The organism is Pseudomonas rosaeacicularis, assembly GCF_057128745.1.
In genome coordinates, this window is the sequence record NZ_JBSKHT010000006.1 from 194,905 (window position 1) to 221,185 (window position 26,281).

General features: G+C 60.0%; 24 protein-coding genes. 20 read left to right on the forward strand and 4 right to left on the reverse strand.

From position 1 onward, the window contains the following. Window positions 1-177: 177 nt before the first annotated feature. Window positions 178-1,164, reverse strand: a complete 987-nt coding sequence (locus tag ACWKWM_RS09975) for a methyltransferase (RefSeq protein WP_483845985.1) — start codon at window positions 1,162-1,164, stop codon at window positions 178-180. Continuing rightward, window positions 1,161-2,597 carry an iron-containing redox enzyme family protein gene (locus tag ACWKWM_RS09980; protein WP_483845986.1) on the reverse strand — a complete coding sequence of 479 codons (1,437 nt, stop codon included), beginning with the start codon at window positions 2,595-2,597 and terminating at the stop codon, window positions 1,161-1,163. Before ACWKWM_RS09980 ends, ACWKWM_RS09975 begins: the two co-directional genes overlap by 4 nt. A 315-nt stretch (window positions 2,598-2,912) precedes the next feature. Between ACWKWM_RS09980 and ACWKWM_RS09985 the strand changes: the two genes are divergently transcribed. The 4 genes from ACWKWM_RS09985 to ACWKWM_RS10000 all read left to right on the forward strand — a co-directional run bounded on the left by ACWKWM_RS09985 (window position 2,913) and on the right by ACWKWM_RS10000 (window position 6,910). Continuing rightward, window positions 2,913-4,322 (forward strand): ATPase domain-containing protein, encoded by a 1,410-nt coding sequence (locus ACWKWM_RS09985; RefSeq protein ID WP_483846063.1) that lies wholly within the window; start codon window positions 2,913-2,915, stop codon window positions 4,320-4,322. A 63-nt stretch (window positions 4,323-4,385) separates the two neighbouring features. Next, on the forward strand, window positions 4,386-4,751 hold the full coding sequence (locus ACWKWM_RS09990) for a response regulator (protein ID WP_483845987.1): 366 nt from the start codon (window positions 4,386-4,388) through the stop codon (window positions 4,749-4,751). Window positions 4,752-4,954: 203 nt separating this feature from the next. Beyond that, entirely contained in the window at window positions 4,955-6,316 is a 1,362-nt protein-coding gene (gene cysS, locus ACWKWM_RS09995; RefSeq protein ID WP_483845988.1) for a cysteine--tRNA ligase, read from the forward strand. 48 nt (window positions 6,317-6,364) lie between these two features. After that, entirely contained in the window at window positions 6,365-6,910 is a 546-nt protein-coding gene (locus ACWKWM_RS10000; RefSeq protein WP_483845989.1) for a GNAT family N-acetyltransferase, read from the forward strand. A gap of 824 nt (window positions 6,911-7,734) precedes the next feature. Here ACWKWM_RS10000 and ACWKWM_RS10005 read toward each other — a convergent pair. Further along, window positions 7,735-8,214, reverse strand: coding sequence for a copper chaperone PCu(A)C (locus ACWKWM_RS10005; protein ID WP_483845990.1), 480 nt, complete (start codon window positions 8,212-8,214; stop codon window positions 7,735-7,737). Continuing rightward, window positions 8,214-8,822 carry an SCO family protein gene (locus ACWKWM_RS10010; RefSeq protein ID WP_483845991.1) on the reverse strand — a complete coding sequence of 203 codons (609 nt, stop codon included), beginning with the start codon at window positions 8,820-8,822 and terminating at the stop codon, window positions 8,214-8,216. Before ACWKWM_RS10010 ends, ACWKWM_RS10005 begins: the two co-directional genes overlap by 1 nt. A 242-nt stretch (window positions 8,823-9,064) precedes the next feature. Here ACWKWM_RS10010 and ACWKWM_RS10015 point away from each other — a divergent pair, with 242 nt between their 5' ends. From ACWKWM_RS10015 to ACWKWM_RS10090, 16 genes are all read left to right on the forward strand, one after another. Continuing rightward, window positions 9,065-9,943, forward strand: a complete 879-nt coding sequence (locus tag ACWKWM_RS10015) for a MurR/RpiR family transcriptional regulator (protein ID WP_483845992.1) — start codon at window positions 9,065-9,067, stop codon at window positions 9,941-9,943. A gap of 222 nt (window positions 9,944-10,165) precedes the next feature. After that, window positions 10,166-11,017: a transporter substrate-binding domain-containing protein gene (locus ACWKWM_RS10020; protein WP_483845993.1), complete on the forward strand. Its 852-nt coding sequence runs from the start codon at window positions 10,166-10,168 to the stop codon at window positions 11,015-11,017. 8 nt (window positions 11,018-11,025) lie between these two features. Beyond that, entirely contained in the window at window positions 11,026-11,643 is a 618-nt protein-coding gene (locus ACWKWM_RS10025; RefSeq protein WP_483845994.1) for a DUF1989 domain-containing protein, read from the forward strand. 11 nt (window positions 11,644-11,654) lie between these two features. Next, entirely contained in the window at window positions 11,655-12,299 is a 645-nt protein-coding gene (locus ACWKWM_RS10030) for an urea carboxylase-associated family protein (protein WP_483845995.1), read from the forward strand. A 3-nt stretch (window positions 12,300-12,302) separates the two neighbouring features. Beyond that, window positions 12,303-12,962: an amino acid ABC transporter permease gene (locus ACWKWM_RS10035; protein ID WP_483845996.1), complete on the forward strand. Its 660-nt coding sequence runs from the start codon at window positions 12,303-12,305 to the stop codon at window positions 12,960-12,962. After that, window positions 12,962-13,618: an amino acid ABC transporter permease gene (locus ACWKWM_RS10040; protein ID WP_483845997.1), complete on the forward strand. Its 657-nt coding sequence runs from the start codon at window positions 12,962-12,964 to the stop codon at window positions 13,616-13,618. The genes ACWKWM_RS10035 and ACWKWM_RS10040 overlap by 1 nt, the downstream gene beginning before the upstream one ends. Before the next feature lie 21 nt (window positions 13,619-13,639). Beyond that, window positions 13,640-14,326 (forward strand): DUF1989 domain-containing protein, encoded by a 687-nt coding sequence (locus ACWKWM_RS10045; RefSeq protein ID WP_483845998.1) that lies wholly within the window; start codon window positions 13,640-13,642, stop codon window positions 14,324-14,326. Window positions 14,327-14,485: 159 nt separating this feature from the next. Next, window positions 14,486-15,490 (forward strand): allantoicase, encoded by a 1,005-nt coding sequence (gene alc, locus ACWKWM_RS10050; RefSeq protein WP_483845999.1) that lies wholly within the window; start codon window positions 14,486-14,488, stop codon window positions 15,488-15,490. Window positions 15,491-15,852: 362 nt separating this feature from the next. Further along, complete coding sequence (locus ACWKWM_RS10055) at window positions 15,853-16,869, forward strand: FecCD family ABC transporter permease (RefSeq protein ID WP_483846000.1); 1,017 nt, start codon at window positions 15,853-15,855, stop codon at window positions 16,867-16,869. Next, on the forward strand, window positions 16,866-17,630 hold the full coding sequence (locus ACWKWM_RS10060) for an ABC transporter ATP-binding protein (protein WP_483846001.1): 765 nt from the start codon (window positions 16,866-16,868) through the stop codon (window positions 17,628-17,630). Before ACWKWM_RS10055 ends, ACWKWM_RS10060 begins: the two co-directional genes overlap by 4 nt. Before the next feature lie 11 nt (window positions 17,631-17,641). Next, window positions 17,642-19,753, forward strand: a complete 2,112-nt coding sequence (locus ACWKWM_RS10065; RefSeq protein ID WP_483846002.1) for a TonB-dependent receptor — start codon at window positions 17,642-17,644, stop codon at window positions 19,751-19,753. After that, a complete protein-coding gene (locus ACWKWM_RS10070) occupies window positions 19,754-20,788 on the forward strand; it encodes an ABC transporter substrate-binding protein (protein WP_483846003.1) in 1,035 nt (344 codons plus the stop codon). A gap of 237 nt (window positions 20,789-21,025) precedes the next feature. Further along, window positions 21,026-21,913, forward strand: coding sequence for a YghX family hydrolase (yghX, locus tag ACWKWM_RS10075; protein WP_483846004.1), 888 nt, complete (start codon window positions 21,026-21,028; stop codon window positions 21,911-21,913). A gap of 259 nt (window positions 21,914-22,172) precedes the next feature. Beyond that, window positions 22,173-23,984, forward strand: coding sequence for an ABC transporter ATP-binding protein (locus ACWKWM_RS10080; protein WP_483846005.1), 1,812 nt, complete (start codon window positions 22,173-22,175; stop codon window positions 23,982-23,984). 363 nt (window positions 23,985-24,347) lie between these two features. Further along, on the forward strand, window positions 24,348-24,992 hold the full coding sequence (locus ACWKWM_RS10085) for a hydrolase (protein ID WP_483846006.1): 645 nt from the start codon (window positions 24,348-24,350) through the stop codon (window positions 24,990-24,992). Between the two features lie 84 nt (window positions 24,993-25,076). After that, window positions 25,077-26,096, forward strand: a complete 1,020-nt coding sequence (locus tag ACWKWM_RS10090; RefSeq protein ID WP_483846007.1) for an alpha/beta hydrolase — start codon at window positions 25,077-25,079, stop codon at window positions 26,094-26,096. The last annotated feature ends 185 nt before the right edge of the window (window positions 26,097-26,281 follow it).

Genomic DNA, 26,281 nt, shown 5'->3' on the forward strand with positions numbered 1-26,281 from the left:
TTCACAAGGTAAATGAAAGGGAGGCAAATATGTCATCGTGCCACCCTAAAAGCAATGTGCCACTACGGTCATTCGTCGGACTGCATCCATTGGATCCAATCCTTAAAATTCAATCACTTACGAAACGGCAGGCGAGAATTCAGCTGTCACAAGCCGGCTAAGCTGCGGCCCAGAGCATTATCCGATACGGGTGACCACCAATTCCACAGCGGCAATCCGATCTACCCTCTCATACCCCGGTTCCAGTAATTCTTCGCCAAAAACATCGGGGTCCAGCTCGCTGTAACGCCACCGGAACCCGCCTGTTTCAAGGCATTCCTGCACTGCTGCGATGAACGGATCGTGGCCGTCGACGATGGCCACACCGGTGTACAGCACCAGCACTCCACCATCGGACAGACGGTCGACTGATTCGCGCACGATGCGCACCGACAGGTCGGCTCCGAGGGCATCGCCGCCATGGCGATAAGCCCGCTGTTTGGCATCTTTCATGTACGGCGGATTGGCGACAATCAGGTCAAAACTGCCATCCACGCCTGAAAGAATGTTGCTGTGCGCCACACGAACTTTGGCCAGACCTGCCAGTTGCGCATTAACTTGCGTAAACGCCAGCGCTTTAGGATTGATGTCCACGGCCAATACCTCAGCCTCAGGACACGCCCTGGCAATCACCAACGCCCCCGCGCCCGACCCGCAACCGATATCCACTGCGCGGCGGATGGGCTGTTGAGCCGCGTCGATCTGCCGTTCGATGGACTGGGCGAAACGATAGGTATCGGGGCCGAAAAAAACCGAATCTTCCTGCGTAGTGGGGAACGCTGAATGCAGCAACAGGAGGTGATTGAGCGTCGACCACCTTACGCAGCTGATAAACCGGTTGCCCTGACGCTCAATAATCCCGCTGCCAAGCAGGCTGCCTTGCTGTTCGCTGGGCAACAGGCCTGACGCAAACGGACGGTTCCAGCCGAAGGCCGCTTCCAGCGTTTGCGCGCTTTCGTTGCCCGCACGCTCGTTGACCCGCTGATGGGTCAATGGCGTTGGGGTAATGAACCGGTAGCCGCCATCCCCCAGTGCCTGGCCCAGTGTCAGCAGCGCCTCATGCTCCGGCGACTTATTATGCGCCGCTGGCGTTTGCTCATCGGGTGCCATCACGTCGTTGCTCATGGGTGTTGCCCCTTCATGCGTTCGGCCATGTGCTGCACGAACAGCCTTGTGGCTTGCAACCCTGCCGGGGTGGCATGGCGCGCCGGTGAAATATGCTCGATCAGCAGAGCCATGATGGAACCGGGTTCGGCTTCATTCATCTGGCGGTTCAACGCCTGCACATCCGGGTCGCCGTCAGCCAACTGCGTGTGCGCAGCCGGGTGCGCCGCCGCGGTTTTGCGAAAGCGTGCCCGGAACGCATTGCCGGCTGCCTTTTTCGGTTGATCGCTCTGGGCCGGTCGCCAATCACCGCTGATCCAGTCGCACAGCAGTTGTTTTTCGTAACCACTGAAAACGCCAAACATCGGTGCGCCCGCACCCTCAATCAGCTGCCAGAAACGGCTGTCGGCAGGGTCCTGATGGCGCTTGATCCAGCCCCGGTTTTGCAGAACGTCAAGAAACGCCGGAATCTGATCCGGCTCAGCCAGCCACTGGTTCACAGTCTTGCCGTCGAGGCGGCAGTAGTCGGAATGCATGTGCTGACCAAACGTACGTTTGCGCTCCAGCATGGCGATGACTTCCAGCTCCAGGTCAAAGGACTCGATCACCGCCGTGGTGCCAAGCCCCAACTCGTTTAGCCGATAGCCCTGGCCAATGCGCCGATAGAAATCGTCACGCTCGGGGCCCATTGGCAATAACGCCAACACACTTTGCGCGGCCTTGCGCGCATGGCCGGTACTGGCGTTATCGATGGTGACATGCAGGGTGAAGTAATACGGATCAATGCCCAGTTCGTTCAGCTCGAACGAGGTGATCAGCAGGTGCAACGGCAGTTGCTCATAACCCAGGTTGTAGCCAATGACTTCCGGCAAGAACTGCGCACTGTTCATGCCCAGGCTCAGCTGAATCGCGCCTTGCAGGTACAGGTCATCGGGCAGGCTGTCGCCCGGTTCGCAATCAAGATCCGCGAGCAATTTGCGATACAGCGACACATGATTGAGCGCCGGATCCCCATCGCCAAGCTCTTCCAGGTAGGTGCGCACCAATCCATGAAAGCGATAATCGCTCCAGTGCGCCAACAGCCCGTACAGCCAGGCGCCGTCCACCAGCTTGGTGGGTGCGACGTGCTGAATGAAGTACATCGCATGACTTTTGGTGGTGAAAAACCGCCGCGGTTCTCCGGCGTGTCGCGACGCCAGATAAGCAGCGTATTGCTCGGCAACGCTGCTGACGCTTTGAGCGATCCAGTCCTCCAGATGCTCAGGCTTGTCAGGCATATCGCACGCGGCGTGCTGTGCCTGTGTCAGCTGATGGTTCAAGAAGGCAGTGACGTCGTCAGAACCAACCTTGGCATCAGGCTGCATCAACGCGTCGTAAACGGCTTTCACTTGGCCTTCGCTGGCAAGCGTCCGTCGGGTGACAGGCGCGCCTGTCATGGGCTGAAGAGAGGTCATAGCGTTCCTGGCAGTATCAAACGTACGAGGGGCAATCCTGGCAACAGTGTTCTGTCGCTCTTGTAGGAATGAGTACGCCGCCGGAACAAGATTCATCGCAGATTGAAACTTCCCGGATCAGCGGCACGCAGCGCCTCCGTTAGAAGCCTTCTGCCGCAATCGAGAATTCAAATGGATCGCATACCCCTATCTGCAACCCTTTTTACGCTTCAAGTGCTTGGAAATCGGGGCCAAACGGGGAAGAATGGCGCTCACGCAAAAGTGCAGGACAGCCTGCACGCTTCACCAGGCTGATTAACACCAGCAGAGGGTTTAATTTTGAATCAGCTAAAACGCCTTCAGAGTGGCATTGAAGGGCTTGATACGCTGTTGAAGGGCGGCTTTGTTGCCGGTGCTTCTTACATCATTCAAGGTCGTCCGGGCTCGGGCAAAACCATTCTTGCAAACCAGCTTGGCTTTAACCATGTGGGCAATGGTGGTCGAGTTCTGTTTGCCACTCTCCTGGCCGAACCCCATGAACGCCTCTTCGAATTTCTGTCGACCTTGAGTTTTTTTGACAAAACCAGGATCGGTGCCGACATCCAGTTCGTCAGCGCGTTCGACACGCTGGAGAACGACGGACTTGAAGACGTGGTCAAGTTGCTGCGCCGCGAAATCACTCGCCAGAAATCCACCGTCATGATCGTCGACGGACTGCTCAATGCCCGCTCCAAGGCCGAATCGCCGATCGACACTAAAAAATTCATTTCCGAACTGCAGGGCCATGCTGCCTTTGCGGGCTGCACCGTGCTGTTTCTCACCAGTTCGCAACTGGACGACGGCAGCCCCGAACACACCATGGTCGACGGCGTAATCGAGCTGGGCGAAGAGTCCATCGGGCCACGCACCGTGCGCCGCATCAAGCTGCGCAAGACCCGTGGCAGCGGCGCGGTGTCGGGCGTTCACGAGTTCGAGATCACCGATCAGGGCATCATCGTTTATCCACGCCTTGAAAGCGTTTTGAAACCCGCAACGCTGGACAGCGACACCCTTGGGTACCAGTCCAGCGGCATCCCCACGCTGGACGCAGTGGTCGGCGGCGGCCTGATTTCGTCCTCTGTGACACTTATTGCCGGCCCTTCGGGTTCCGGCAAAACGTCGTTCGGCATTCAGTTTCTGAGTGAGTCCACGCCGCAAGAGCCCGGCCTGCACTTTGGTTTCTATGAAACGCCGCAACGCTTGCGCCTCAAAGCATCAGCGCTGGGTCGCGATTTTCGCGCCATGGAGGCATCAGGTGCGCTGACCATCGTCTGGAACCCGACCACGGCGGGGTTGATCGACCGGTTGGCGTTCGACCTGCTGCGCGTCGTTGAAGAGAAGAACATCAAGCGGGTGTTCATCGACAGCTTCGGCGGGATGACCCGCGTTGCTGCCGATAAAGGCCGGGTGCTCGACCTGTTCACCGCGTTGACGGGCGAGCTGCGGGGGCGCGGGGTAACGGTAATGGCCTCCTGGGAAGTGCAAAGCCTGCTCGGGTCACAGATCGACGCCCCCGCGCCGGATCTGTCGGGTATTGTCGATAACCTGCTGTTAATCAGATTTGATCAGCATGCTGCTGAACTTAAAAGGCTGTTGTCCATACTTAAGATAAGAGACAGCGCTTATGACCCTTCCCTCTTAGAGGTCGTCATCGGCAACCAAGGTATAGACGTCAAGAAGGTTTCCCAGCATGCAATTGGCGACTGAACCCGTGCAACGGTCGGTATTACGCTTTCGAACTCATGCGCCATCTGGCCGGATGAGGGCCATATGACGACCGTCCTGATAATCGACGACGAATACCTGATCGCAGACATTTTGAGCTACGCACTGGAAGACGAAGGTTATTTGACGGTCAAGGCCGGAAGCGGCCAAAAGGCGCTCGACATCCTGGACCGCGAACGTCCGGAACTGATCATCACCGACTACATGATGCCCGGCATGAACGGAATCGAGCTGGCGGAGGCGGTGCGCAAAAGGACCGGCATGGAGACGACCCCCATGATCTTGATGAGCGGCGCGCAGGCACATTTGGGCATAGCGCGGCCTGATCTGTTTTTCAACGTCTTCGAAAAACCGTTCGACATCGATGAGGTGGTGGCGGCGGTCAAGCAGACAGTGGATGCGGCTGATTGATTGACGCCCGGCTTTGGCGAGGTTAGCGTGCGGACCATGAACATTATTTCGAACATCACCGTCTTCTCTAATTGCTGTCTCACGTGGCCCTGGCGTACGCGTGACTGACTGAGCACGCATACCAATGGCCACCCGCTTACCCCGGTGGCCATTTTTTTTGCCCGTCATTTAATGTGGAATCGTTCAACACAAGGATCTGACCGATGAGCCTGGCGCTTTACGACACATGGACGCGAACGTTGCGTGCGTTCCAATCGCTGACACCCGGACACGTGGGCCTCTACTGCTGCGGGCCGACGGTATACGACTACGCGCACATCGGTAACCTGCGCACGTTCATTTTCGAAGACCTGCTGCGCCGCACGCTGCAGGCCAACGGCTACAGCGTGCGGCATGTGGTAAACATTACTGACGTCGGCCATCTGACCTCCGACGCCGACGAAGGCGAGGATAAAATGGAGAAAGGCAGCCGACGCAGCGGTGAGTCTGCCTGGACCATTGCCGAACGTTTCACTGCGGCCTTCAAGCAGGACTGGCGCGATCTCAACCTGCTTGAACCGACGCTCTGGTGCCGCGCCACCGAGCACATCGAGGAGCAAATCGACTTCATTCGAACCCTTCAAGACAAGGGCTTCACCTATCGCACCAACGACGGGATTTACTTCGACACCCAGCGACAGGACAACTACGGCTATCTGGCACGACTCAACGCCAGCGGCCTGCGGGCCGGAACGCGTGTGGCGGTGGGAGACAAACGCCAGCCCACCGATTTTGCTTTATGGAAATTCAGCCCCGAGGGCAGCACGCGACAAATGGAATGGCCCAGCCCGTGGGGCATCGGATTCCCAGGCTGGCACATCGAGTGCTCGGCCATGTCCGCCAAATACCTGGGCCCTTGGTTCGATATCCACTGCGGCGGGGAAGACCACGTCAGCGTGCATCACAGCAATGAAATAGCCCAGGGCGAAGCCTGCCACGGTACTCGCCCCGCCAATTTCTGGTTGCATGGCGCGTTTCTCACCCTGGAACACGGGAAAATGTCCAAGTCCGACGGCGACTTCCTGCGTCTGCAATCGCTGATCGAACAAGGCATCGACCCACTGGCTTACCGGTATTTATGCCTGACCGCGCACTACCGCAGCACGCTTCGGTTTACCGACGAGGGCCTGGCAAGCGCAGTCGTCGCATTGGGCAAAGTGCGCAGACACTTCGCTTCATGGCCGGAGGGCGGCAACGTCAATGCGGACTTTTTTAAGCGGTTCATGAATGAGGTGAATCAGGACTTGAATACGCCGCGGGCATTGGCGGTGGTTTGGGAACTGATCAAGAGTGACTTGCCGCCGGCTGATCGCCGTGCAACGTTGCACGCTTTCGATCAAACGCTGGGGTTGGGACTGGATCAGTGGGTCCCGCCGGCAGATGAAATCTCTGCACCGATTGCTGCGCTGATCGAGCAGCGTCTGATCGCTCGTCGCGAGCAGCAATGGGCACTGGCGGATGCATTGCGTGATCAACTGACCGCTCTGGGGTGGGAGGTTAACGACAAAGGCACTTCGACGTTATAGCCATCACTTATTTCTAGCTGTGATTTTAGCCATTACCCAAGGACCGCCATGGACAGCCCACCGACACTCAACACCCCGCGTTTGACGCTGACGCCCTTGCAACTGACTGACGCGCCGCTCATACAGCGGCTGTTCGCTCATTGGGAAGTGGTGCGATATCTAGACAGTCGCGTGCCGTGGCCCTACCCCGCCAACGGCGCGCTGTGTTACGTGCGAGATGTCGCGTTGCCTGCCATCGAACGTGGTGAGGAGTGGCATTGGATGATTCGTCTGAGCGATGACCCGGAACAGGCGATCGGCAGTATTTCTTTGTACGACCAACCCGGCAACAACCGTGGCTTCTGGCTGGCCCCCCAATGGCACGGCTGCGGCTATATGAGCGAGGCCTGCGAGGTGGTTAATCGTTACTGGTTTGAAACCCTGGACCGCCCAGTGATGCAAGTCCCCAAAGCAGTCGGCAACCAAGCCTCACGACGGGTTTCAGAGCGCGAAGGCATGACATTGGTGTCGGTCGGCGAAGCCCGGTTCGTCAGCGGCGTCATGGGCAAAGAGATATGGGAATTGAGCCGGGAGCAGTGGTTGAAAAGCGTTTGATGGCGGTGTCAGGCGATACCAATTTGTCAGGTTTGGGGCCGCTTCGCAGCCCATCGCGACCGTCGTAACCTCCGATGGCTCCTACGCCTGCGGCAGAAGCACGATAGCGGCGCGGCGTAGGTCGCTTTTGATTCTGGCCGGAGGCCGCAGGAGCGCAGCTTGCTCGCGATCTGCCGCGCAGCGGCAGTAAAACCTGTGAATGCGGTGTGTCAGGCCGAATCGAGGGGGCAGGTTTGGGGCCGCTTCGCAGCCCATCGCGACCATCGTAACCTCCGATGGCTCCTACGCCTGCGGCAGAAGCACGATAGCGGCGCGGCGAACGTCGCTTTTGATTCTGGCCGGAGGCCGTAGGAGCGCAGCTTGCTCGCGATCTGCCGCGCAGCGGCAGTAAAACCTGAGAATGCGGTGTGTCAGGCTGAATCGAGGGGGCAGGTTTGGGGCCGCTTCGCAGCCCATCGCGACCGTCGTAACCTCCGATGGCTCCTACGCCTGCGGCAGAAGCACGATAGCGGCGCGGCGAAAGTCGCTTTGATTCTGGCCGGAGGCCGTAGGAGCGCAGCTTGCTCGCGATCTGCCGCGCAGAGGCAGTAAAACCTGCGAATGAGGTGTGTCAGGCTGAATCGAAGCAGGTTTGGGGCCGCTTCGCAGCCCATCGCGACCGTCGTAGCCTCCGATGGCTCCTACGCCTGCGGCAGAAGCGAATTGCACGGCAATGGATTTTGATTATGGCCGCAGGCCGCAGACCTCCCGTCATCGAAACGCCGCGCTATCCCACATCAAACTGGAACTGTGGGAGGGAGCTTGCTCGCGATCTGGCACATGGATCAATGCATGTGCATGCCGCCATGCTCCGGCGCGTTCAACGCCCGCGCTGTGGCGTTGACTTGGATTGTCTCTTTCTCGCCGCTAGCGTTTTCAACCGTCAGGGTGAGCGGCACCTGATTGCCCTCCTTCACCTGGCCCACCAAATTGATCAACATGATGTGGTAACCCTCAGGCTCGATCTGCACCGGTTTGCCCGCAGGCAGCGGAACATCGGCAACTTCTTTCATGCTCATGACGTCGTTGACCATGCTCGACTGGTGGATTTGCACAATCTTGGCCACCGACGACTGAACGCCGATCAGCTTGCTGTCGGTGGTCGAGGTGATGCGCATGAACGCGCCAGTCGATGCTTGCTGCGCAACCGTTGCGCGCACCCAGGCGTCTTCCACGGTGGTCTGGGCAGAAGCGTTCAGGCTTAAGCCCAAAAGCAGCGCCAATACAGACGACTGAGCAATTAACGAGAAAAATCGAGTGCTCATCAGCACACCTCCATGACGGTGAGCAGGTCTTCTGCGCACTGTTTTGCCGAAAGGGACGGCGACAGCCCGAGGCGCAGATTGCCCCGGGAATCGAAGACGAAACTGGTAGCCGAATGGGACATGGTGTAGGTATCGCCCAGCGGGACTTTCTCGTAGAACACCCCGAATTCCTTAGCGGTCGCGGCGGTTTCTTCAAGCGTGCCGGACAACGCCACGAAGCTGGGATCGAACTGCTTGACGTAGGCGTCGATCATCTTCGGCGTATCACGCTCCGGGTCCAGAGTGATGAAAATCACCTGCAGCGTGTCGCCGTCCGGGCCCATGAGCTTTTTTGCCTGCGCCGCGCGGGCCAACGCCGTCGGGCAGACAGCCGGGCATTGGGTGAAGCCGAAAAAAATCATCGGCATCAGGCCTCGATAGCTCGACAGCAGCTTCACATCGCCATTCACATCCTTGAGCTTGAACGTGCGCCCCAGGATCTTGTTGCTCAGGTCCTTGCCGTACTTGAACGACAAGGCGCTGGTGGAACCGTCGCAACCCGCGAGCAGGCCCAGGCTCAGCAGGCTCATGCCGGTGAGTACCCGGCGACGGGTCAGTAATCCATTCATGTTTACCTTCCTCACGCGCAGGCCACAGGCGGCGCCACGCAAGTTGAGCGGGCGCAGAATTTAACATTCAGAGCGGCCGAAGGTATGTCGCACCCGACTTGTGCCGTGCGACAAAATGGCACAGGTCGTGCGAGGCCTCGTGCCGACAAGGCTCTGCGGAAATTCTTCTGTACACTGCCATGCCTTCGCAGCACCACATCGTCATCAGCCACCGCATTGCCCATCAACACAGGGAGCCGCCCATGGCGTCCAAAAGCACCGTCACGTCATCGGACCCGTCAGCGTCTCTGGAAAGCCGCATCCGCAGTCGGTATGAGCAGATGTCGGCGGTCGAGCAACGGCTTTCCGATGTCATCCTCGCCTCCCCCGGCTATCTGGCGATGCAGACGGCGACGGAGCTGGCGACCAGCGCAGGCGTTTCCAAAGCCACCACCACCCGTTTCTTTCGGGCCCTGGGCTACGATTCCTACGAAACTGCCCGGCGTGATGCGCGCAAAGCCAGCAGCGGCGGCTCTCCTTTGTACTTGCAGCATATGGGTGACGAGGATCGCGACCCTCAGGCGCTGATCCAGCATCACCTGGATCAAGAGATCGCCAATCTGGCGAAGACTTACGAGTCGTTGTCCCAGACCGATCTGTTCGAGATGGCCCAGGCTATTGCAAAGGCCCGGCGCGTGGTGCTGATCGGTTATCGCCACAGCCAGACCATTGCGGTGATGTTTCGCAGCAACCTGATTCAGGTGCGCGGCGACATTCTGGTACTGCCGGCACCGGGGGATAGTCTCGCCGAGTACCTGGCAGGCCTCGATGAACGGGATGTCGCCATTTGCATCGGTTTGCGGCGACGGGTGCCGCAGCTTGAACGCGGCATGGCGGCGATGGCCGCGCTGGGGGTGCAGATCCTCTATATCTCGGACGTGCTCGCCGGCAAACCGGCGCAACTGGCGCGCTGGGTCATCCGCTGCCACACCGAGGGCAGCCTGATGTTTGACAGCAACGCCAGCGTTGCCGGTATCACCAATCTGCTGTGCTCATTGGTCGGCAAAGAACTGGCGGGCGAAAAATCCACGCATCTGCCTCAGGCTGAAGTGCTGCATCAGCAACTTCAAGAGCTGGAATAGCTGCCGTAAGCACCAGGAACGTACAGGCACGCACTATCTTGGAGCGTGCGGCAACTGAATAAACAAGCACACTAACGCTCGAAAGAAACTTATGTTTCACAGTCTTGACACCTGAAACCATTGTTTCTAAAGGCCTGCTGATTTTCTTTTGACATCATCGCTCTGGCTGGCACAGAACCTGCGATACCCCTTGGGTCTACCTACCTCACCAAGGGCGCCATCATGAAAAAAACCTTCTCCGGAGTTCCGTTCGTTCTGGCCGCCATGACCTTGGCCGTCAGCCTGCACGTCACAGTTTCCCAGGCCGATACCCTGGACGACGTCAAGGCCCGCGGCACGTTGGTAGTGGCCATCGACCCGACGTTCGCGCCCTACGAATACACCGACGATAGCGGCGCCATTACCGGCTACACCCCGGCCATCATGGCTCAGGTGGCCAAAACCCTTGGCGTGAAGGTCGAGTACCAGAAGATGGCGTTCAGCGGCATTATCCCGGCGCTGATTTCAGGCTCGGTGGACGCAGAAGGTTCCTCTCTGAACGTCACTGCCGAACGCGCCGGCAAAGTGTTATTCGTCGCGCCCTTCGGCAAAAGCGTCAACGCCGTGATGACCCGCGCCGACGACAAACGCCTGGACACGGCCAGCTTGAAGGTCGAAAGCCTGGCCGGCCTGAGCGCTGCTGTCAAAACCACCTCCGCGCCCGAACAACTGGTCAAGCAGTTCAACGTCCAGCTCAAGGACAAAGGCCTGGCGCCGATCAAGATCGTCGGCGTAGACAGCGTCGATCAAACCATGTCCGCCCTGATGACCAAACGCGCCGATTTCATCCTCGATGACATCACCGTGTTAGGCGCCCTGCGCAAACAGCACCCCGACAACCTGCGTCAGGTCGGCGAACTGGGCGATAGTCAATGGATCAGCTGGGCAACGCGCAAGGACGACGTGCGCCTGAACAAAGTCATCAGCGATCAGATCATCGCCATGAAGACCTCCGGCGAACTGCAAAAACTGCAACAGCAGTACCTGGGCGTGACCTTCGATCTGCCTTCCAGTGACTTCATTCCTGCCAAGTGAGTACCTCCATGTCTTCGTCCCCCACTCACGTCCATGTGCCTGCCGGGCATGGCCGTACCTTCGAAGTGCGCAGCGGTCAGTTCATCACGGTGATCGATCGTGACGGCCAGCAAGCGGCGGATTTCGTCGCCATCGTTAATGGTAAGCCAGAGCAATATCTGTCTCCGACCCACACGCGCAGGCGCCTTGATTCGCTGTTCTTCGGTGTCGGCGACAGCCTGTATTCGAATGCCGACGAGCCACTGCTGCAGGTGCTGCACGATACCGTCGGCGTGCATGACGCCAACGTCCCGGCCTGCGATTGCACCCGTTTCAGCGTCGACTTCGGCGTGGACGGCCATCGCAACTGCCTGGACAACATGCACGAAGGCCTGAGTGCGTACGGCGTGTTGCCGGTGAACGTGCCCGAGCCCTTCAACCTGTTTCAGAACGGCCCGGTGACCGCCGACTGCCGCATGCAAGTCACTGATCCGGTGAGCAAGCCAGGCGACCGCATCGTCTTTCGCGCGTTGAAAGATCTGGTCTGCGCCGTGTCGTCATGCCCGCAGGACATCATTCCCGGCAACGGCCTGTTGGTGACGCCTATCGACATCGTCATCACCGATGACGAACCGCTGCACGCTTGAGGAGCCCCCCCATGTTGTTAATGAAAGAAGCCACCGAAACCCGCGCAACGCTGCCGATGCAATCGGTAAAAGTAGAGGCAGGCAGCGCCGGTTCCATTCTGGTCAAGCGCGGTCAATTGCTACGCATCAAGGCACTTGAAGACGGCGCTGTGGCGAGCCTGTTCGGCTTCAGCGAAACGGAACCCAGCGTGCATCTGTCGGTGCATCACACGCGGGTGTTCAGCAACTCGTACGTGCTCGGCGCTGGCATGCGCCTGGTCAATAACCGTCGCCGTCCGGTGATGGTGCTGGGAAAGGACAGCGTCGGCAAACACGACCTGCTGATGCCCGCCTCCACCAGCGCTTTTCTCGCCGCCAACGGCTACGAAGGCCTGACCGGTTGCGTCGAATCGCTGATCGCCGAGCTGCAACGCCTGGGCCGCAAACAACCCAAGCTGCCGGACCCGATCAACCTGTTCATGAACGTGCAGCTGGATCAGCAAGGCACGCTCACGCCGCAGCCCAACACTGTAAAAGCCGGGGATTCGGTAACTTGCCGCGTGGTGCTGGACACAGTGTTTGTGGTTTCGACCTGCTGCACCGGGATCGCTGGCAACGACCAGCCCGGCGCCGTCGAGTTATCGGTGGCTGAAGACCTCAGCGATTTCCCGGCGTAATCCATGACCTCAAGCGCTCAACTGCTCAACGCCCTGCCCGACCTGGCGACGGGCCTGCTGGTGACGCTGGAACTGACGGTGCTTGCCGCCGTCACCAGTTTTGCCATGGGTCATGTGATCTGGTGGCTGCGTGGCCGGTCGACGCCGCTGTGGCGCGGCATCGGGCATTTGTACGTCAGTGTCATGCGTGGGGTGCCGTCGATCGTGCAGCTGTTCATCGTGTTTTTCTCTCTGCCGCTGATTGGTCTGGGCGGTAAACCGCTCTTGGCGGCGGTGCTGGCGATCGGGCTGAACAGCGCCGCTTACGTCGCCGAGATCCTGCGCGCCAACTACCGCGTCCTGCCCCACGGTCAGACCGAGGCGTCCGAGGCCCTCGGGCTGTCGGGGTTTCAGCGCTGGTGGTACGTGTCGGCGCCCCAAGCCTTGCGAGGTAGCCTGCCAGCGCTGGTCAACGAGTTCACGCTGGTGGTCAAAACCACGCCGTTGGCTTCGGTGGTGGCGGTCACGGAGCTGACCTACGCCGGACAGTTGGTCATCGCCCGCACCTATGAGGCCACGCCGGTGCTGGCGTTGGTGGTCGCAGGCTACCTGCTGATCTGTTGGCCGACGCTCAAGCTGGCGCGGCGCCTGGAACGGCGCTTCAACCGCGCGAGGAGTCATTGATGGATTGGTCAGCGATTGTCGATAACGCGCCCGATCTGGTTGCCGGCTTGCTGATTACGTTGCGCCTGAGTCTGATCTCGGCCTGCACCGCGCTGGTCCTCGGCGCCCTGCTGGCCTGGGCCCTGCAAAAGGGTCGGCCTTGGATGCAAGCAGTCGTGCGCACCTACATTGATTTCGTGCTCGGCCTGCCGATGCTGGTGCTGATCTATCTGCTGTTTTTCATCCTGCCGGAATACGGCATTACGCTCAGTTCGCCTGTAGTCGGGGTCACCGCCCTGACGTTGTATTACGGGCCGTACATGGCCGAAGTGCTGCGCTCGGCCTTTGGCGGCATCGCCCGTGGTCAATACGAGGCCAGTGCTGCGTTGGGATTGCGCCCTTGGGAAACCCTGCGCCATGTTCTGCTCAAACAGGCGTTGCCGGTGGCGCTGCCGCCGTCCGTTGGCCTGCTGATCGGGCTGATCAAAGACACCGCGCTGCTGTCGGTGGTGGGCGTGGAAGAATTCATGTACGCCGCCAAACAAGCCATTTCCACCAGCTACGCGCCGCTGGAAATTTATCTGGTGGTCGCCATCGCTTATTGGCTGATCACCTTGCTGCTGGACACCGCAGCGGGCGCGCTCGAGCGCCGCCTCAATCGCCATCGTCTGGCCTGAATTCAACCTGGAGTTTTACTCATGTCTGTTGCCTCTTCGCCGTCCCTGACCATCCACGCCGGCCACGGCAAAGCCGTACGCTTGAAAGCCGGGCAATCGGTGCGCGTCATCAACACCCACGGCACCCAGGTTGTGGATTGCTGGGCCTGGAACGCCTACGACCTGGAGGAGTTCATGTGCATGGAGGCCACGCGGGTATGGACCCAGCATTTGAATCCGGTGGTGGGCGACAGCTTCGTCACCAGCGCCCGTCACCCGATTTTGACGCTGGTTGAAGACACCTCGCCCGGCGTGCACGACACCTTCATGGCCGCCTGTGATCGCCGTCGCTATGAGCTGCTCGGCTGCACCCATTACCACCGCAACTGCAGCGACAACCTGTTCGAAGGCATGCTCGAACTGGGCGTGACGCCACCGCGCCGCAACCTGGCATCGTTCAACATTTTCATGAATATTCGCGTACACCCGGACAACATCACCCTCGCGACCTTGCCCACGGTCACTAACCCCGGCGACTACATCACCTTGCGCGCGGAGATGGACTGCTTTGTCGCGTTTTCCGCCTGCCCGCAAGACATCGTCAATATTCAGGGCCAAGGCGACAACACACCCAAGGATGCCGATTTGCAGATCATCGATGAAGCCTTCCCGGCGATCAGCGTCAAAGGGCCTTGGGTGCCGGATCATGTGAAAGCGGCGCGGGGTTGAGGTTGATGGTATTTACCCGTAGGAGCGGACCTGTCCGCGAAGAGGTCGGTGTGCCCGATGCACATGTATCGCCTGGCACATTGTCTTCGCGGACAGGTCCGCTCCCACAGGTTCTCGGCCAGGACTGATGACCGCATTCTCTCTTTTAAAGGTATGCCCATGAACACCCCAAAACACGCCTTCGAGAAATACCTGAACCTGGCCGACGCACGCCTCGGCACCGTCGCGCTGTCGGTCACGGATGACTGGTTCGCCGACGTGAACCGCTTGTTCCAGCACACCCCTGCGGTGTTCAAGGACGGCGTGTTCGACGACAACGGCAAGTGGATGGACGGCTGGGAGTCACGACGCAAACGCCACGAAGGTTACGACCACGCTGTCATCCGCCTCGGCGTAGCCGGCACGCTCAAGGGCGTGGACATCGACACTTCATTCTTCACCGGCAACTTCCCGCCGTCGGCTTCAATCGAGGGGTGCTTTTTGCAAGGCGCCGATCCCGATGACGATACCGTCTGGACCGAAGTGCTGGGCGCCGTGGAATTGCGTGGCGACAGTCATCACTATCACGCCCTGGACGACAGCGCGCCTTACAGCCACTTGCGGCTGAACATCTTCCCGGATGGCGGTGTTGCGCGACTGCGCGTGTATGGCATCCCGCACAAAGACTGGTCGAGCATCGATCCGAACGAGAGCGTGGACCTGTGCGCCGCGCTCAACGGTGGTCGGGCGATTGCCTGCTCCGACGAGCATTACGGGCAGATGGGCAACATCATCAACCCCGGCCGCGCAGCGGTGATGGCCGAAGGTTGGGAAACCGCACGCCGTCGCACACCGGGCAATGACTGGGTGATCGTCGCGCTGGGTGTCGCCGGGGAAATCGAGCGTATCGTGGTCGACACGCTGCACTACAAGGGCAACTATCCGGACCGGGTATCGATCCAGGCCGCTTACGTCAAAGGCGGCACCGACGGGCAGATCGAAACCCAAAGTCTGTTCTGGCGAGACCTGCTGCCGGAGCAAAAAATGCAGATGGACCGTGAGCATTTCTACCAGGCAGAACTGACGCAGTTGGGCCCGATCACTCACGTGCGATTGAACGTGTTTCCGGATGGCGGCGTGAGCCGGTTGCGGTTGTTTGGTAAACCCGTCCGCAAAAGCAGCTAACCCCACCGACCCCTCTGTAGGAGCGAACTTGTTCGCGAGCTGGCATCCCTGAAACACCCACATAGCCGCCTCGCCAACAAGTTGGCTCCTACAGCGAGCCATTGTCCCTGACACACCGATTCGCTCGCCTCGCCACATTCCCCTTAGGAGCTGACGACCCGAAGGGAGGCTGCGATTGCGGTGTGTCAGACAGATTCCATCGGTCGAGCGCGACCCCGGAGCCTCGCGGTGCTCGTCAGCTCCTGCAAAAGCAGCGTCGACCTTGTTAATTGGATGAAGATTTCCCCCAAGCCGTGATTGTCCGTAGTACCTGCAGGCTCATCGCTATATACTTTTTTACATACCGTTACATTGAGCGCTTGATGCCCCCTTCTTCCCGTTTTTCCGTCTGGCTCAGCCTGTGTCTGCTGTGTGCCGCCATGTTGCTTGCCCTGTTGGTGGGGCGATATTCGATCTCACTCGCCGAGTTCTCTCAGTTCATCCTCCAGCCATTGGGCCTGGGCGATGTGCCGACTGCCCGCGTCCAACTCCTGCACAGCCTGATCATCGACGCCCGCCTGCCCCGTGTGATCGCCGCCGTGTTAGTGGGCGCCGGTTTGTCGGTTTCCGGCGCGGCGTATCAGGCGGTGTTTCGCAATCCGCTGGTGTCGCCGGGTTTGTTGGGTGTGCTCAGCGGCTGCGCGTTTGGCGCGGCGCTGGGGATCATCTGGCATTGGCAGGCGTTGCCAATTGCGCTGCTGGCCTGCGTCACCGGGCTGATCGCCGTGGCGGTGGGAGTGGGCATCGCGCACATGTTCCAGACCTCATCAATCCTGCTGCTGGTGCTCGGCGGCATCGTCGCCAACGCGCTGTTCACCTCGTTGTTATCGATGACCCAATACATTGCCGATCCGGTCGATCAGCTGCCGAGCATCGTCTACTGGCTGCTGGGCAGTCTCAGCGCGGTGGATCAACACACCCTGATGTGGATCGCCCCAGTGCTCGCGATTGCGATCGTGCTGCTGTGTTTTGGCGGACGTGCCATCGACGCGCTGTCCCTGAGCGATGACGAGGCTTACAGCCTTGGGGTGCCGGTGCAGAAAATCCGTTACGGGGTGATCATTCTGGCAACGCTGATCTGCGCATTGACCGTGAGTCTGGCCGGGATGGTCGGCTGGATCGGCCTGCTGGTGCCGCATCTGGCGCGGCTGCTGGTGGGGCCGAGCAACGTGCGTTTGCTGCCGGTGAGTGCTTGTCTGGGCGGGGTGTTCCTGCTGGCAGCGGACGGCGTAGCGCGCAGCGTTTCAGCAGGGGAAATTCCGCTGGGCATCATCACCGAACTGTTCGGCGCGATTGCCTTCGTGCTGGTGCTGCACCGCGTGCGCAAGGGCTGGTTATGACGCTGTTGCGAGCGGACCAACTGAGCTTTCGAATCGGCCACCGACTGATCCTCGATGACATCTCCCTGAGCATTCGTCCTGGCGACAACATCGCCCTGCTGGGTGCCAACGGTGCGGGCAAAAGCACCCTGCTGCGGCTGCTGCTTGGTTTGCTGAAACCGGCCAGCGGGCAGGTGCTGCTTGATGACGAACCGTTACCCAACCTGAGCCGTCGCGCCATCGCCCGACAACTGGCCTACGTGCCACAAACCCACGTGCCGAGTTTCCCGTTCAGCGTCGCGCAAATCGTTGCCCAGGGTCGTTTACCGGTGACCGGTCTCGGCCGTGCGCCAGGCCTTGCCGATGAACAAGCCGTGACCCAAGCCCTTGCGGAGCTGGGGATCGAGCATCTGCAAGCGCGGCCTTACACGGAGCTGTCCGGTGGCGAATGTCAGTTGGTGCTGATTGCCCGCGCGATGGTGCAAAAGGCGCGGCTGATCATTCTCGACGAGCCAGTGACAGGCCTGGACTACGGGCACCAATTGCGCCTTTTGGACTTGCTGCAACGGCTGGCCGGTCAAGGCCTGAGCGTGCTCTCGAGCAGTCATCGACCCGAGCAGGCGCTGGCCTGGGCCAACCGCGTGCTGGTCCTGCATGAAGGTCGTTTGATTGCCGATGGCGAGCCCCGCGCCGTCATCGACAGCGACCTGATGCAGCGTCTTTATCACGTCACCGTGCGGCAGATCGATGCCGACGGACACCGATTTTTTGTCCCTTGCTGAGCCTTCTGTTGATGAGACGTTCACTCCCGCCCCACCTTGTTTTTGCGCCGCTGTTGCTAGGCGTTTGCGTGCAACTGGCTCACGCCGAAGAACTGCAACTGGCCCCCATCGACGTCAATGCCGATGACTCGCTGGCGCAACAGGCACGGGACAAATCCGCCACGGTCGGGCCCATGGGTCAGCGCCGTTTGCAGGACACGCCCTACTCCATCAGCGTGGTGCCGCGCGATCTGATCGACAGCCAGCAGCTCAAAAGCTTCAAGGACATCATCCGCTACCTGCCTTCGGTACAGGCCGACGGTGCCCGCCCGCAAACCCGAGGCTTGCAGGGCAGCGTGGTGCAGAACAGCCGGCTCGACGGGCTCAACGTGGTGTCGACCACCGACTACCCCGCTGAACAACTGGACGGCGTCGAGGTGCTGAGCGGGCTGTCCGGCTCTTTGTACGGTCCGGCGAACCCGGCGGGCACGTTTAATCTGCTGTCCAAGCGACCGACCGACTTCACCCGCAACCGCGTGACGGCAGGCGTCGGCACCGGCTTGAGCTGGTTGAAAGCGGCCGACCTCAGCGGCCCCTTCGACCCCGAAGGCAAGATCAAATACCGCCTCAACGTCGCCGATGAACAAGGCCACAGCTACGCGCCCGGCAGTACTTTGCGCCGGCAATTGGTGAGTCTGGCGACGGATTTCCAAATCAGCGACGACAGCGTCATCGAGACCAATTTGAGTCATTACAACTATCTCGCCAAAGGCCTGCCGGGCAAGTTCGCCGTGGCCTCCGGCGTCAAGCTGCCCAACGCGCCGGACGCGACGCGCAGCAACCTGGGGCAGAATTTCGCTGGCGACAACAACACCACTGACACCGCCAGCGCGCACTTCAAGCACGACTTCGACGGCAACTGGAAACTCGACGTCGGTGCCCTGCGGCAGATCGCCGACCGCGAATCCACTGGCGTGACCAATACGCTGATCAACAACAGCGGTGCCTATCGCACCTCGGTGTCCAGCGCCACGGCCAGCCGCTTTACGATCAACAGCTACCTGGCGAACCTGAACGGTACGGTCAACACCGGCCCGATCCAGCACGAGCTGACCTTCGGCCTGACCGGTTTTGACTGGGATAACTACAACCCGGTGTCGGGCAGCACGCAGACCCTGGGCAGCGCGTCGTTAAGCAATCCGGCCAATTTCACTGAACCGAACTACCCGGACTTCACCGATCGCTATCACTCGGCCAACGCCAAACAGCGCTCGTTCATTTTCGGCGACACGCTGACGTTTACCCCGCAGTGGAGCGTCATGCTCAGTGGCAGCCAGAGCCGGTTGACCGCCGACAACTACACCTTGGCTGGCGCCCACACGTCATCGAAGGATTCCGGGATCAGCACCGCCAGCAGCCTGTTGTACAAGCCGGTCGATGACCTGACGTTCTACCTCACCTACGCCGACAGCCTGCAACAAGGCGACAGCGCCGCAGCAGGCAGCAGCAACGTCGGCAGCATCCTTGCGCCGTATCGCAGCCGCATGTGGGAGCTGGGCAGCAAATGGGTAGTCAGCGGCGTGAACCTGTCGCTGGCAGCGTTCCAGATCAAGCGGCCCTTCGCCTACACCCAGGCGGACAACGTCTATGCCATCGCCGGCGATCAGCGTAATCGGGGCATGGAATTTCTGGCGGATGGCAGCCTCACGCAAAACCTGAAAATGTATGGCGGCATCACCTGGCTCGATCCCAAGCTGCTGTCCACCGGCAACGCCAGCACTGAAGACACGCGCATCGTCGGCCTGTCGCGAGTGACCGCAAGCCTCTTGACGGAATACCGCATCGATCAGGTGCCAGGGCTGGCCGTCAATCTCAACGCGCGCTATGTCGGCCCTCGCCCTACCGATGACAGCAACGATCACTGGGTCGGCAGCTACGAGACCTTCGACATCGGCACAAGCTACAGCACGCGCCTGATGAAACGGGACACGGTCTACCGCCTGGAGATGACCAACGTCGGCAACGAGCATTACTGGACCAACATCGTCCCCGGCGGCTTGAACGGCTACACCGGCGCAGGCCAGGCCAGTGCATCGGTGGCGGCGCCGCGCATGTTGCAGGCGTCGATTCAGGTGGATCTGTAAGTGGCGGCTGTTGGCTTGAAGCCTTGGTTGATGGGTTGCCTGTTAGTGATCAGCCTCTCCTCGAACGCTGACGACAGAGACGCTCGGCAGGTAGTGGATGACAGCGGACAATCGGTCACGGTGCCCGCCGAACCCATGCGTATCGCCGACGCCTGGTATGCCCATCACGTACTGTTGATGACTCTCGGCGCCGGTCCGCGCATCGTCGCCACGGTCAACCATGCGCGCAGCCAGCCGTGGATGTTCAAGGTGCTGCCGAGCCTGAATCAGGCCACCAGCGTCGAGGGCACGGCGTTTAATGTCGAGGGGCTGCTGGCCGACCGGGTGGATCTGGTGTTTACCTCCACCGCGGATCGACAGGCGCTGGCGTATCAGCAAGTCGGCCTGCCGGTGATGCGCATGGGCTACACGGATCTGGCCGGGCTGCAACGCTCGATGCTCGCGACGGCTCAGGCCCTTGGCGGCGCGCAGCCGACGGCGCGTGCCGATGCCTACAACCAGTACCTGAACACGCAGCTTGCAGGCGTGCAGGGCAAATTCGCTGGATTGACCACCGAGCAGCGGCCAAGTGTGCTGCACATCGCTTCGGTTAATCCGCTGAAGGTCGATGGCAGCGACACGCTGATTGACGATTGGATCAAGATTGCCGGCGGGCGTAATGCGGCGACGGGTCTTAAGGGCAACATGCAGGTGGTGTCCGCCGAGCAATTGCTGGCCTGGCAGCCGGACGTGGTGATATTGGCGGCGGGCGCTGGCGACCTGAGTCACGCTGCGCAGGCGCCGTTGCTGGCGCAGCTCAAGGCCGTGCAAGAGCAGCATGTGCTGCGCAATCCAGCCGGCGTGTTCCCGTGGGATCGCTACGGCACCGAGGTTGCGCTGCAAATTCAATGGGCCGCGCAGCAGCTGCATCCGGAGCTGTTTGGGGATGTGGATATGGTCGCGAATACGGTGGAGTTTTATCGGCAGTTTTTTGATTACCCGCTGAGTGAGCCAGACGCCCGACTCATCCTCCAGGGCCTGCCGCCCTCTCAGTAATGTGGGAGCGGACCTGTCCGCGAAAGCGATGTTTCAGACAGCAGAGATATATCGAATCTACCGACCCATTCGCGGATAGGTCCGCTCCCACGGGATTGTCTTTGGCCAGATTGCTGCCAGTACCGCTCCTACAGGTTGGTGCTCACGTCGCAAAGATTTGCGCAGTCAACGGATCGTGCCTACTGTCCAAGGTCGGACCTGACAGCCCAGCCCGAACGAATCGATAAGGAAGCGCAGATGACTCGCCTCACCGCCAAAGACTTTGCCCCTGAACTGCTCGAACTCTACGACGGCTACGCCCACGGCCGGATCAACCGACGCGAGTTTCTGGACCGCGCGGCGGCGTTCACCCTGTGCGGGCTGACCGCGTCGGCGATGCTGGCGTCCCTTAGCCCCAATTACGCCTTGGCCGAACAAGTGTCGTTCACCGACCCGGACATCGTCGCCGAATACATCACTTACCCCTCGCCCAAAGGCAACGGCACCGTGCGGGCGTATCGGGTACAACCGGCCAAAGTCAGCGGCAAGCTGCCCGGCGTGGTGGTGGCCCATGAAAACCGTGGGCTCAACCCCTATATCGAAGACGTTGCCCGGCGGCTGGGCAAAGCCGGTTTCATCGCCCTCGCCCCGGACGGCCTGACCTCGGTGGGTGGTTATCCCGGTAATGACGACAAGGGCAAAGAGCTGCAACAGAAGGTCGATCCGACCAAGCTGATGAACGACTTTTTCGCCGGCATCGAATGGCTGATGAACCACGACACCAGCACCGGAAAAGTCGGGATCACCGGGTTCTGTTATGGCGGCGGCGTGGCCAATGCGGCTGCCGTGGCGTACCCCGAACTGGCCGCCGCTGTACCGTTTTACGGTCGCCAGCCGAAATCCGAAGACGTCGCGCGCATCAAAGCCCCGCTGTTGCTGCATTACGGCGAACTGGACCAGAGCATCAACGAAGGCTGGCCCGCCTACGAACAAGCGCTGAAAGCTGCGGGCAAAACCTACGAAGCGTATATCTACCCCGGCGCCAACCACGGCTTTCACAACGATTCGACCCCGCGCTACGACGAAGCCGCCGCGACGCTGGCCTGGGACCGGACGCTGGACTGGTTTCGTAAGTATCTGGTTTAGTCGTTTAAAGGGGTCTGATTTATTTAAACGCGGATTGCAGGAGACCTTCCTGTTAACCGGTTAATTACATCAGCCCCCTTTTAAAACTATTGCGGTGTGTCAGGCTTACAGGGTTGTCGACTTCGCGGGCAAGCCTCGCTCCAACATCGGCTGCGATCGTCCAGTGGCTGGTTCAGCGCCTTGCGCGCAATTTCCTTGGCCACGTCGTCGCGATTCTCCTCTTGCACCTTTAAACACCCCTCTCGGAGCTTGTCGATACATGACGTCTTTCACCCGCCTCAGGGCATTTCTGGATCAAACCCGGCGCGCACTTGGTCTGGTCTGGAGCACGTCCAAAGGGCTGTTCATCGGCTTGATCGTTGCGACATTGGTCGCCGGAGTTTTACCCGCGCTGGCCGCCTGGCTCGGGCAGCGCATCGTCGATGCGGTGCTCGAAGGGATGCAATTGCATGCAAGCCAAGGCCACGCGCCGTTGTGGCCAGTGCTGCGTTTTGTGCTGGCAGAAGCCGGTGTACTGGCGTTGCTGGCGGCTGCACAAAGAGCGCTGTCGGTGCAGCAATCGCTGTTGCGGGTGCAGCTGGGGCAGAAGGTCAATCTGCTGATTCTGGAAAAAGCCCAGACGCTGTCGTTGTTACAGTTCGAGGATTCGGACTTCTACGACAAGCTGGTGCGGGTGCGTCGCGATGCCTCGACCCGGCCGTTGGGTCTGGTCATCAAATCCCTTGGGCTGGTGCAGAACCTCATCTTGCTGGTGAGTTTTGCCGTGTTGCTGGTGCACTTTTCGCCTTGGGCGCTGGCGATTCTGGTGATCGGCGCGCTGCCCGTGTTCTTCTCCGAAACGCACTTTTCGGGGGATGCGTTTCGACTGTTCACCCGTCGCGCCCCGGAAACCCGTCAGCAGAATTACATCGAAGCCCTGCTCTCCCAGGAAGGCCACATCAAGGAAGTGAAGCTGTTCGGCTTCGCGCCGCTGTTGCTCAAGCGTTATCGGGAAACCTTCTCCCGTCTGTACGCCGAAGATCGCCGCCTGACCCTGCGCCGCGACGGTTGGGGTTTTGCCCTTGGGCTGCTTGGCACGCTGGGTTTTTACGTGGCGTATGCCTGGGTCGTGCTCGACACGGTCAACGGCAGCACCACCCTGGGCCAGATGACCATGTATCTGGTGCTGTTCAAGCAAGGGCAATCGGCGATCAGTTCCAGCCTCAGCGCCATCGGCGGGCTTTACGAAGACGGCCTGTACCTGACGCATTTGTATGAGTACCTCGGCCAGCCAGTCAACGCTGAAACCGGGCACCTCACCACCGGCGTACAACCGGGGGACGGGCTGCGTTTCGAGGGCGTCGGTTTTACTTATCCCGGCGCGTCCAATCCGGTGCTGCGCGCTATCGACCTGCATCTGCAGCCCGGTCAAAGTCTGGCGCTGGTGGGCGAAAACGGCTCGGGCAAAACCACGCTGATCAAGCTGCTGACCCGTCTTTACAGCCCCAGCGAAGGCCGCATCCTGCTGGACGGCAGCGATCTTCAGGACTGGGATCAGGCCACGCTGCACCGGCGCATCGGGGTCATTTTTCAGGATTACCTGCGCTATCAAATGAAAGTCGGCGAAAACCTTGGCGTCGGTGATGTGCGTGCGTTTGACGATGAGACCCGTTGGCGCGAAGCCGCTGCGCAAGGCATGGCCGCGACCTTTATCGACAGCCTGGACAACGGCTACCAGACGCAGCTCGGCAAATGGTTTGCAGGCGGGCAGGAATTATCCGGCGGGCAGTGGCAGAAAATCGCCCTATCGCGGGCCTACATGCGTCGCGACGCCGACATTCTGATCCTTGATGAACCGACTGCCGCGCTGGATGCTGGCGCGGAGGCCGCGGTCTTCGAGCACTTTCGTGAGTACGCCCAAGGCCGAATGAGCCTGCTGATTTCCCACCGGTTTTCCAGCGTTCGCAACGCCGAACACATTGTAGTGCTGGACCGGGGAAGCATTCTAGAGCGCGGCGATCACGCCAGCCTGATGGCGCAAGCCGGTCGCTACGCGCAACTGTTTGACCTGCAAGCGCGGGGCTATCGATAGGCTGAGCAGCCTGTAACGCGGCCGTGGCATGACCGTTCATCGGCCGCAACAAAGAAGAATCGTTTTCAATAACGCTTTTCACAAAATCTTCACGGCCATCGGCGCATCTTCCAATGACTCCTTTTGATCCTCTTTAAGCCCGCCGCCCCAGCGGGCTTTTTTCTGCCTGTCGTTTGAGAATTGCGCACCGCATCCGTGTGTTTGAGGACGTCCCCAAAATAGAAACAATGAGTCTCAATTTAGGGTAATTGTTGCGTTATCGATTAGTCCGTAGATTCACTCCCAAGCCAGCCAGCAACGCTCCAGCGAGCACAGCGGCTCACTCATCTACGACTCGACTATCGACATCAAAAGGAACGCGCCATGTCTATCCGTGAACTGCTCAACCCAACCAACTCCGCCCTGATCCTCATCGATCACCAGCCGCAAATGGCCTTCGGCGTGCAGTCGATCGATCGCCAGACCCTGAAGAACAACACAGTCGGTCTGGCCAAAGCGGCGAAGATTTTCAACGTGCCGACCATCCTTACCTCGGTCGAAACCAAGAGCTTCAGCGGCTACATCTGGCCAGAAGTGTTGGGCGTGTTCCCGGATCAACAGCCTATCGAACGCACTTCGATGAACTCGTGGGAAGACAAAGCGCTTGTGGAAGCAGTGAAGGCCACAAGACGCAAAAAACTGATCATCGCCGCGCTGTGGACTGAGGTCTGCCTGAACTTCCCGACGCTGGACGCACTGGCTGAAGGTTACGAGGTTTACATCGTCACTGACGCCTCGGGCGGCACCACCAAAGAAGCTCACGACATGTCGGTGCTGCGCATGATTCAGGCCGGCGCAGTGCCGGTGACCTGGCAACAAGTGCTGCTCGAATTCCAGCGTGACTGGGCTCACAAAGAGACCTACGAAGCGGTGATGGAACTGGTCCGCGAACACAGCGGCGCTTACGGCATCGGCGTCGATTACGCCTACACCATGGTCCACGGCGCACCGCAGCGCACGGTGTCCTGACCGATCGCCACGGGCATCGCGGCCGATATTTTCGCCGCTGATGCCCGCTGCTCTCCCCCTCTTCTTGTTATTAAGTGAGCCACCATGAACAACGTCAAAAAAGCCCTGACCGCTACCCTGCTTGCCTTGTCCATCAGCACTGCGTTCGCAGCTGAAAACGCGGTACCGGAACACCAGACTCAAGGGTTTCTCAATGCGTTGGCCGCTGGCGGCGGCAAGCCTCTTGAGCAGTTGAGCCCGAAAGATGCACGCGCCGTGCTGACCGGCGCCCAGAACTCGGTGAAAGTGGATTTGTCCGGCACCCAGGTCAGTCAGAAGACCATCAGCGCTGACGGTCAGAACATCAAACTGACCATCGTGAGACCGGCCAACGTCAAAGGTCAGTTGCCAGTATTCATGTTCTTCCACGGTGGCGGCTGGGTGCTCGGCGATTACCCGACGCACGCTCGCTTGATTCATGACTTGGTGGTGGGTTCGGGGGCCGTGGCGGTTTATGTGGATTACACACCGTCGCCGGAAGCGCACTACCCGACCGCGATCAACCAGGCCTATGCCGCCACGAAGTGGGTGGCTGAACACGGCAGAGACATCAACGTCGATGGCCAGCGTCTGGCGGTGGCGGGCAACAGTGTGGGCGGTAACATGGCAGCTGTTGTGGCGCTGATGGCCAAGGAGCAGAACACCCCGAAACTGCGCTTCCAGCTGTTGCTGTGGCCGGTGACTGACGCCAACTTCGACACCGGTTCGTACCAGCAATATGCCGAGGGGCATTTCCTCACCAAAAACATGATGACCTGGTTCTGGGACAGCTACACCACCGACGCGGCGCAGCGTGCCGAGATTCATGCTTCCCCGTTGCGTGCAACGCTTGAGCAGCTCAAAGGCCTGCCACCGGCGCTGGTTCAAACCGCAGGCCTGGACGTGTTGCGCGATGAGGGCGAGGCCTATGCTCGCAAACTGGATGCGGCTGGGGTCGATGTGACTGCCGTGCGCTACAACGGCATGGTGCATGACTACGGTCTGCTGAACCCGCTGAGCCAGATTCCGGAAGTAAAAGCGGCGATGCGTCAGGCGGCTGGGGAGCTCAAAGCGCACCTCAATTAATGGAGTAGACATTGACGAGCCCGGGCGAGGCTCCGGGGTCGCGCCCGACCGATACGGTGTGTCAGACACACCGCTTCTCAGCCTCGCTCGGGCTCGTCAGCTCCTACCTCGTTTTGTGTTTATCCTGCGCATGCGTTTGGGCGGTGAGCATCTACACTGCCTCCCCATTAACGACCCGATGATTG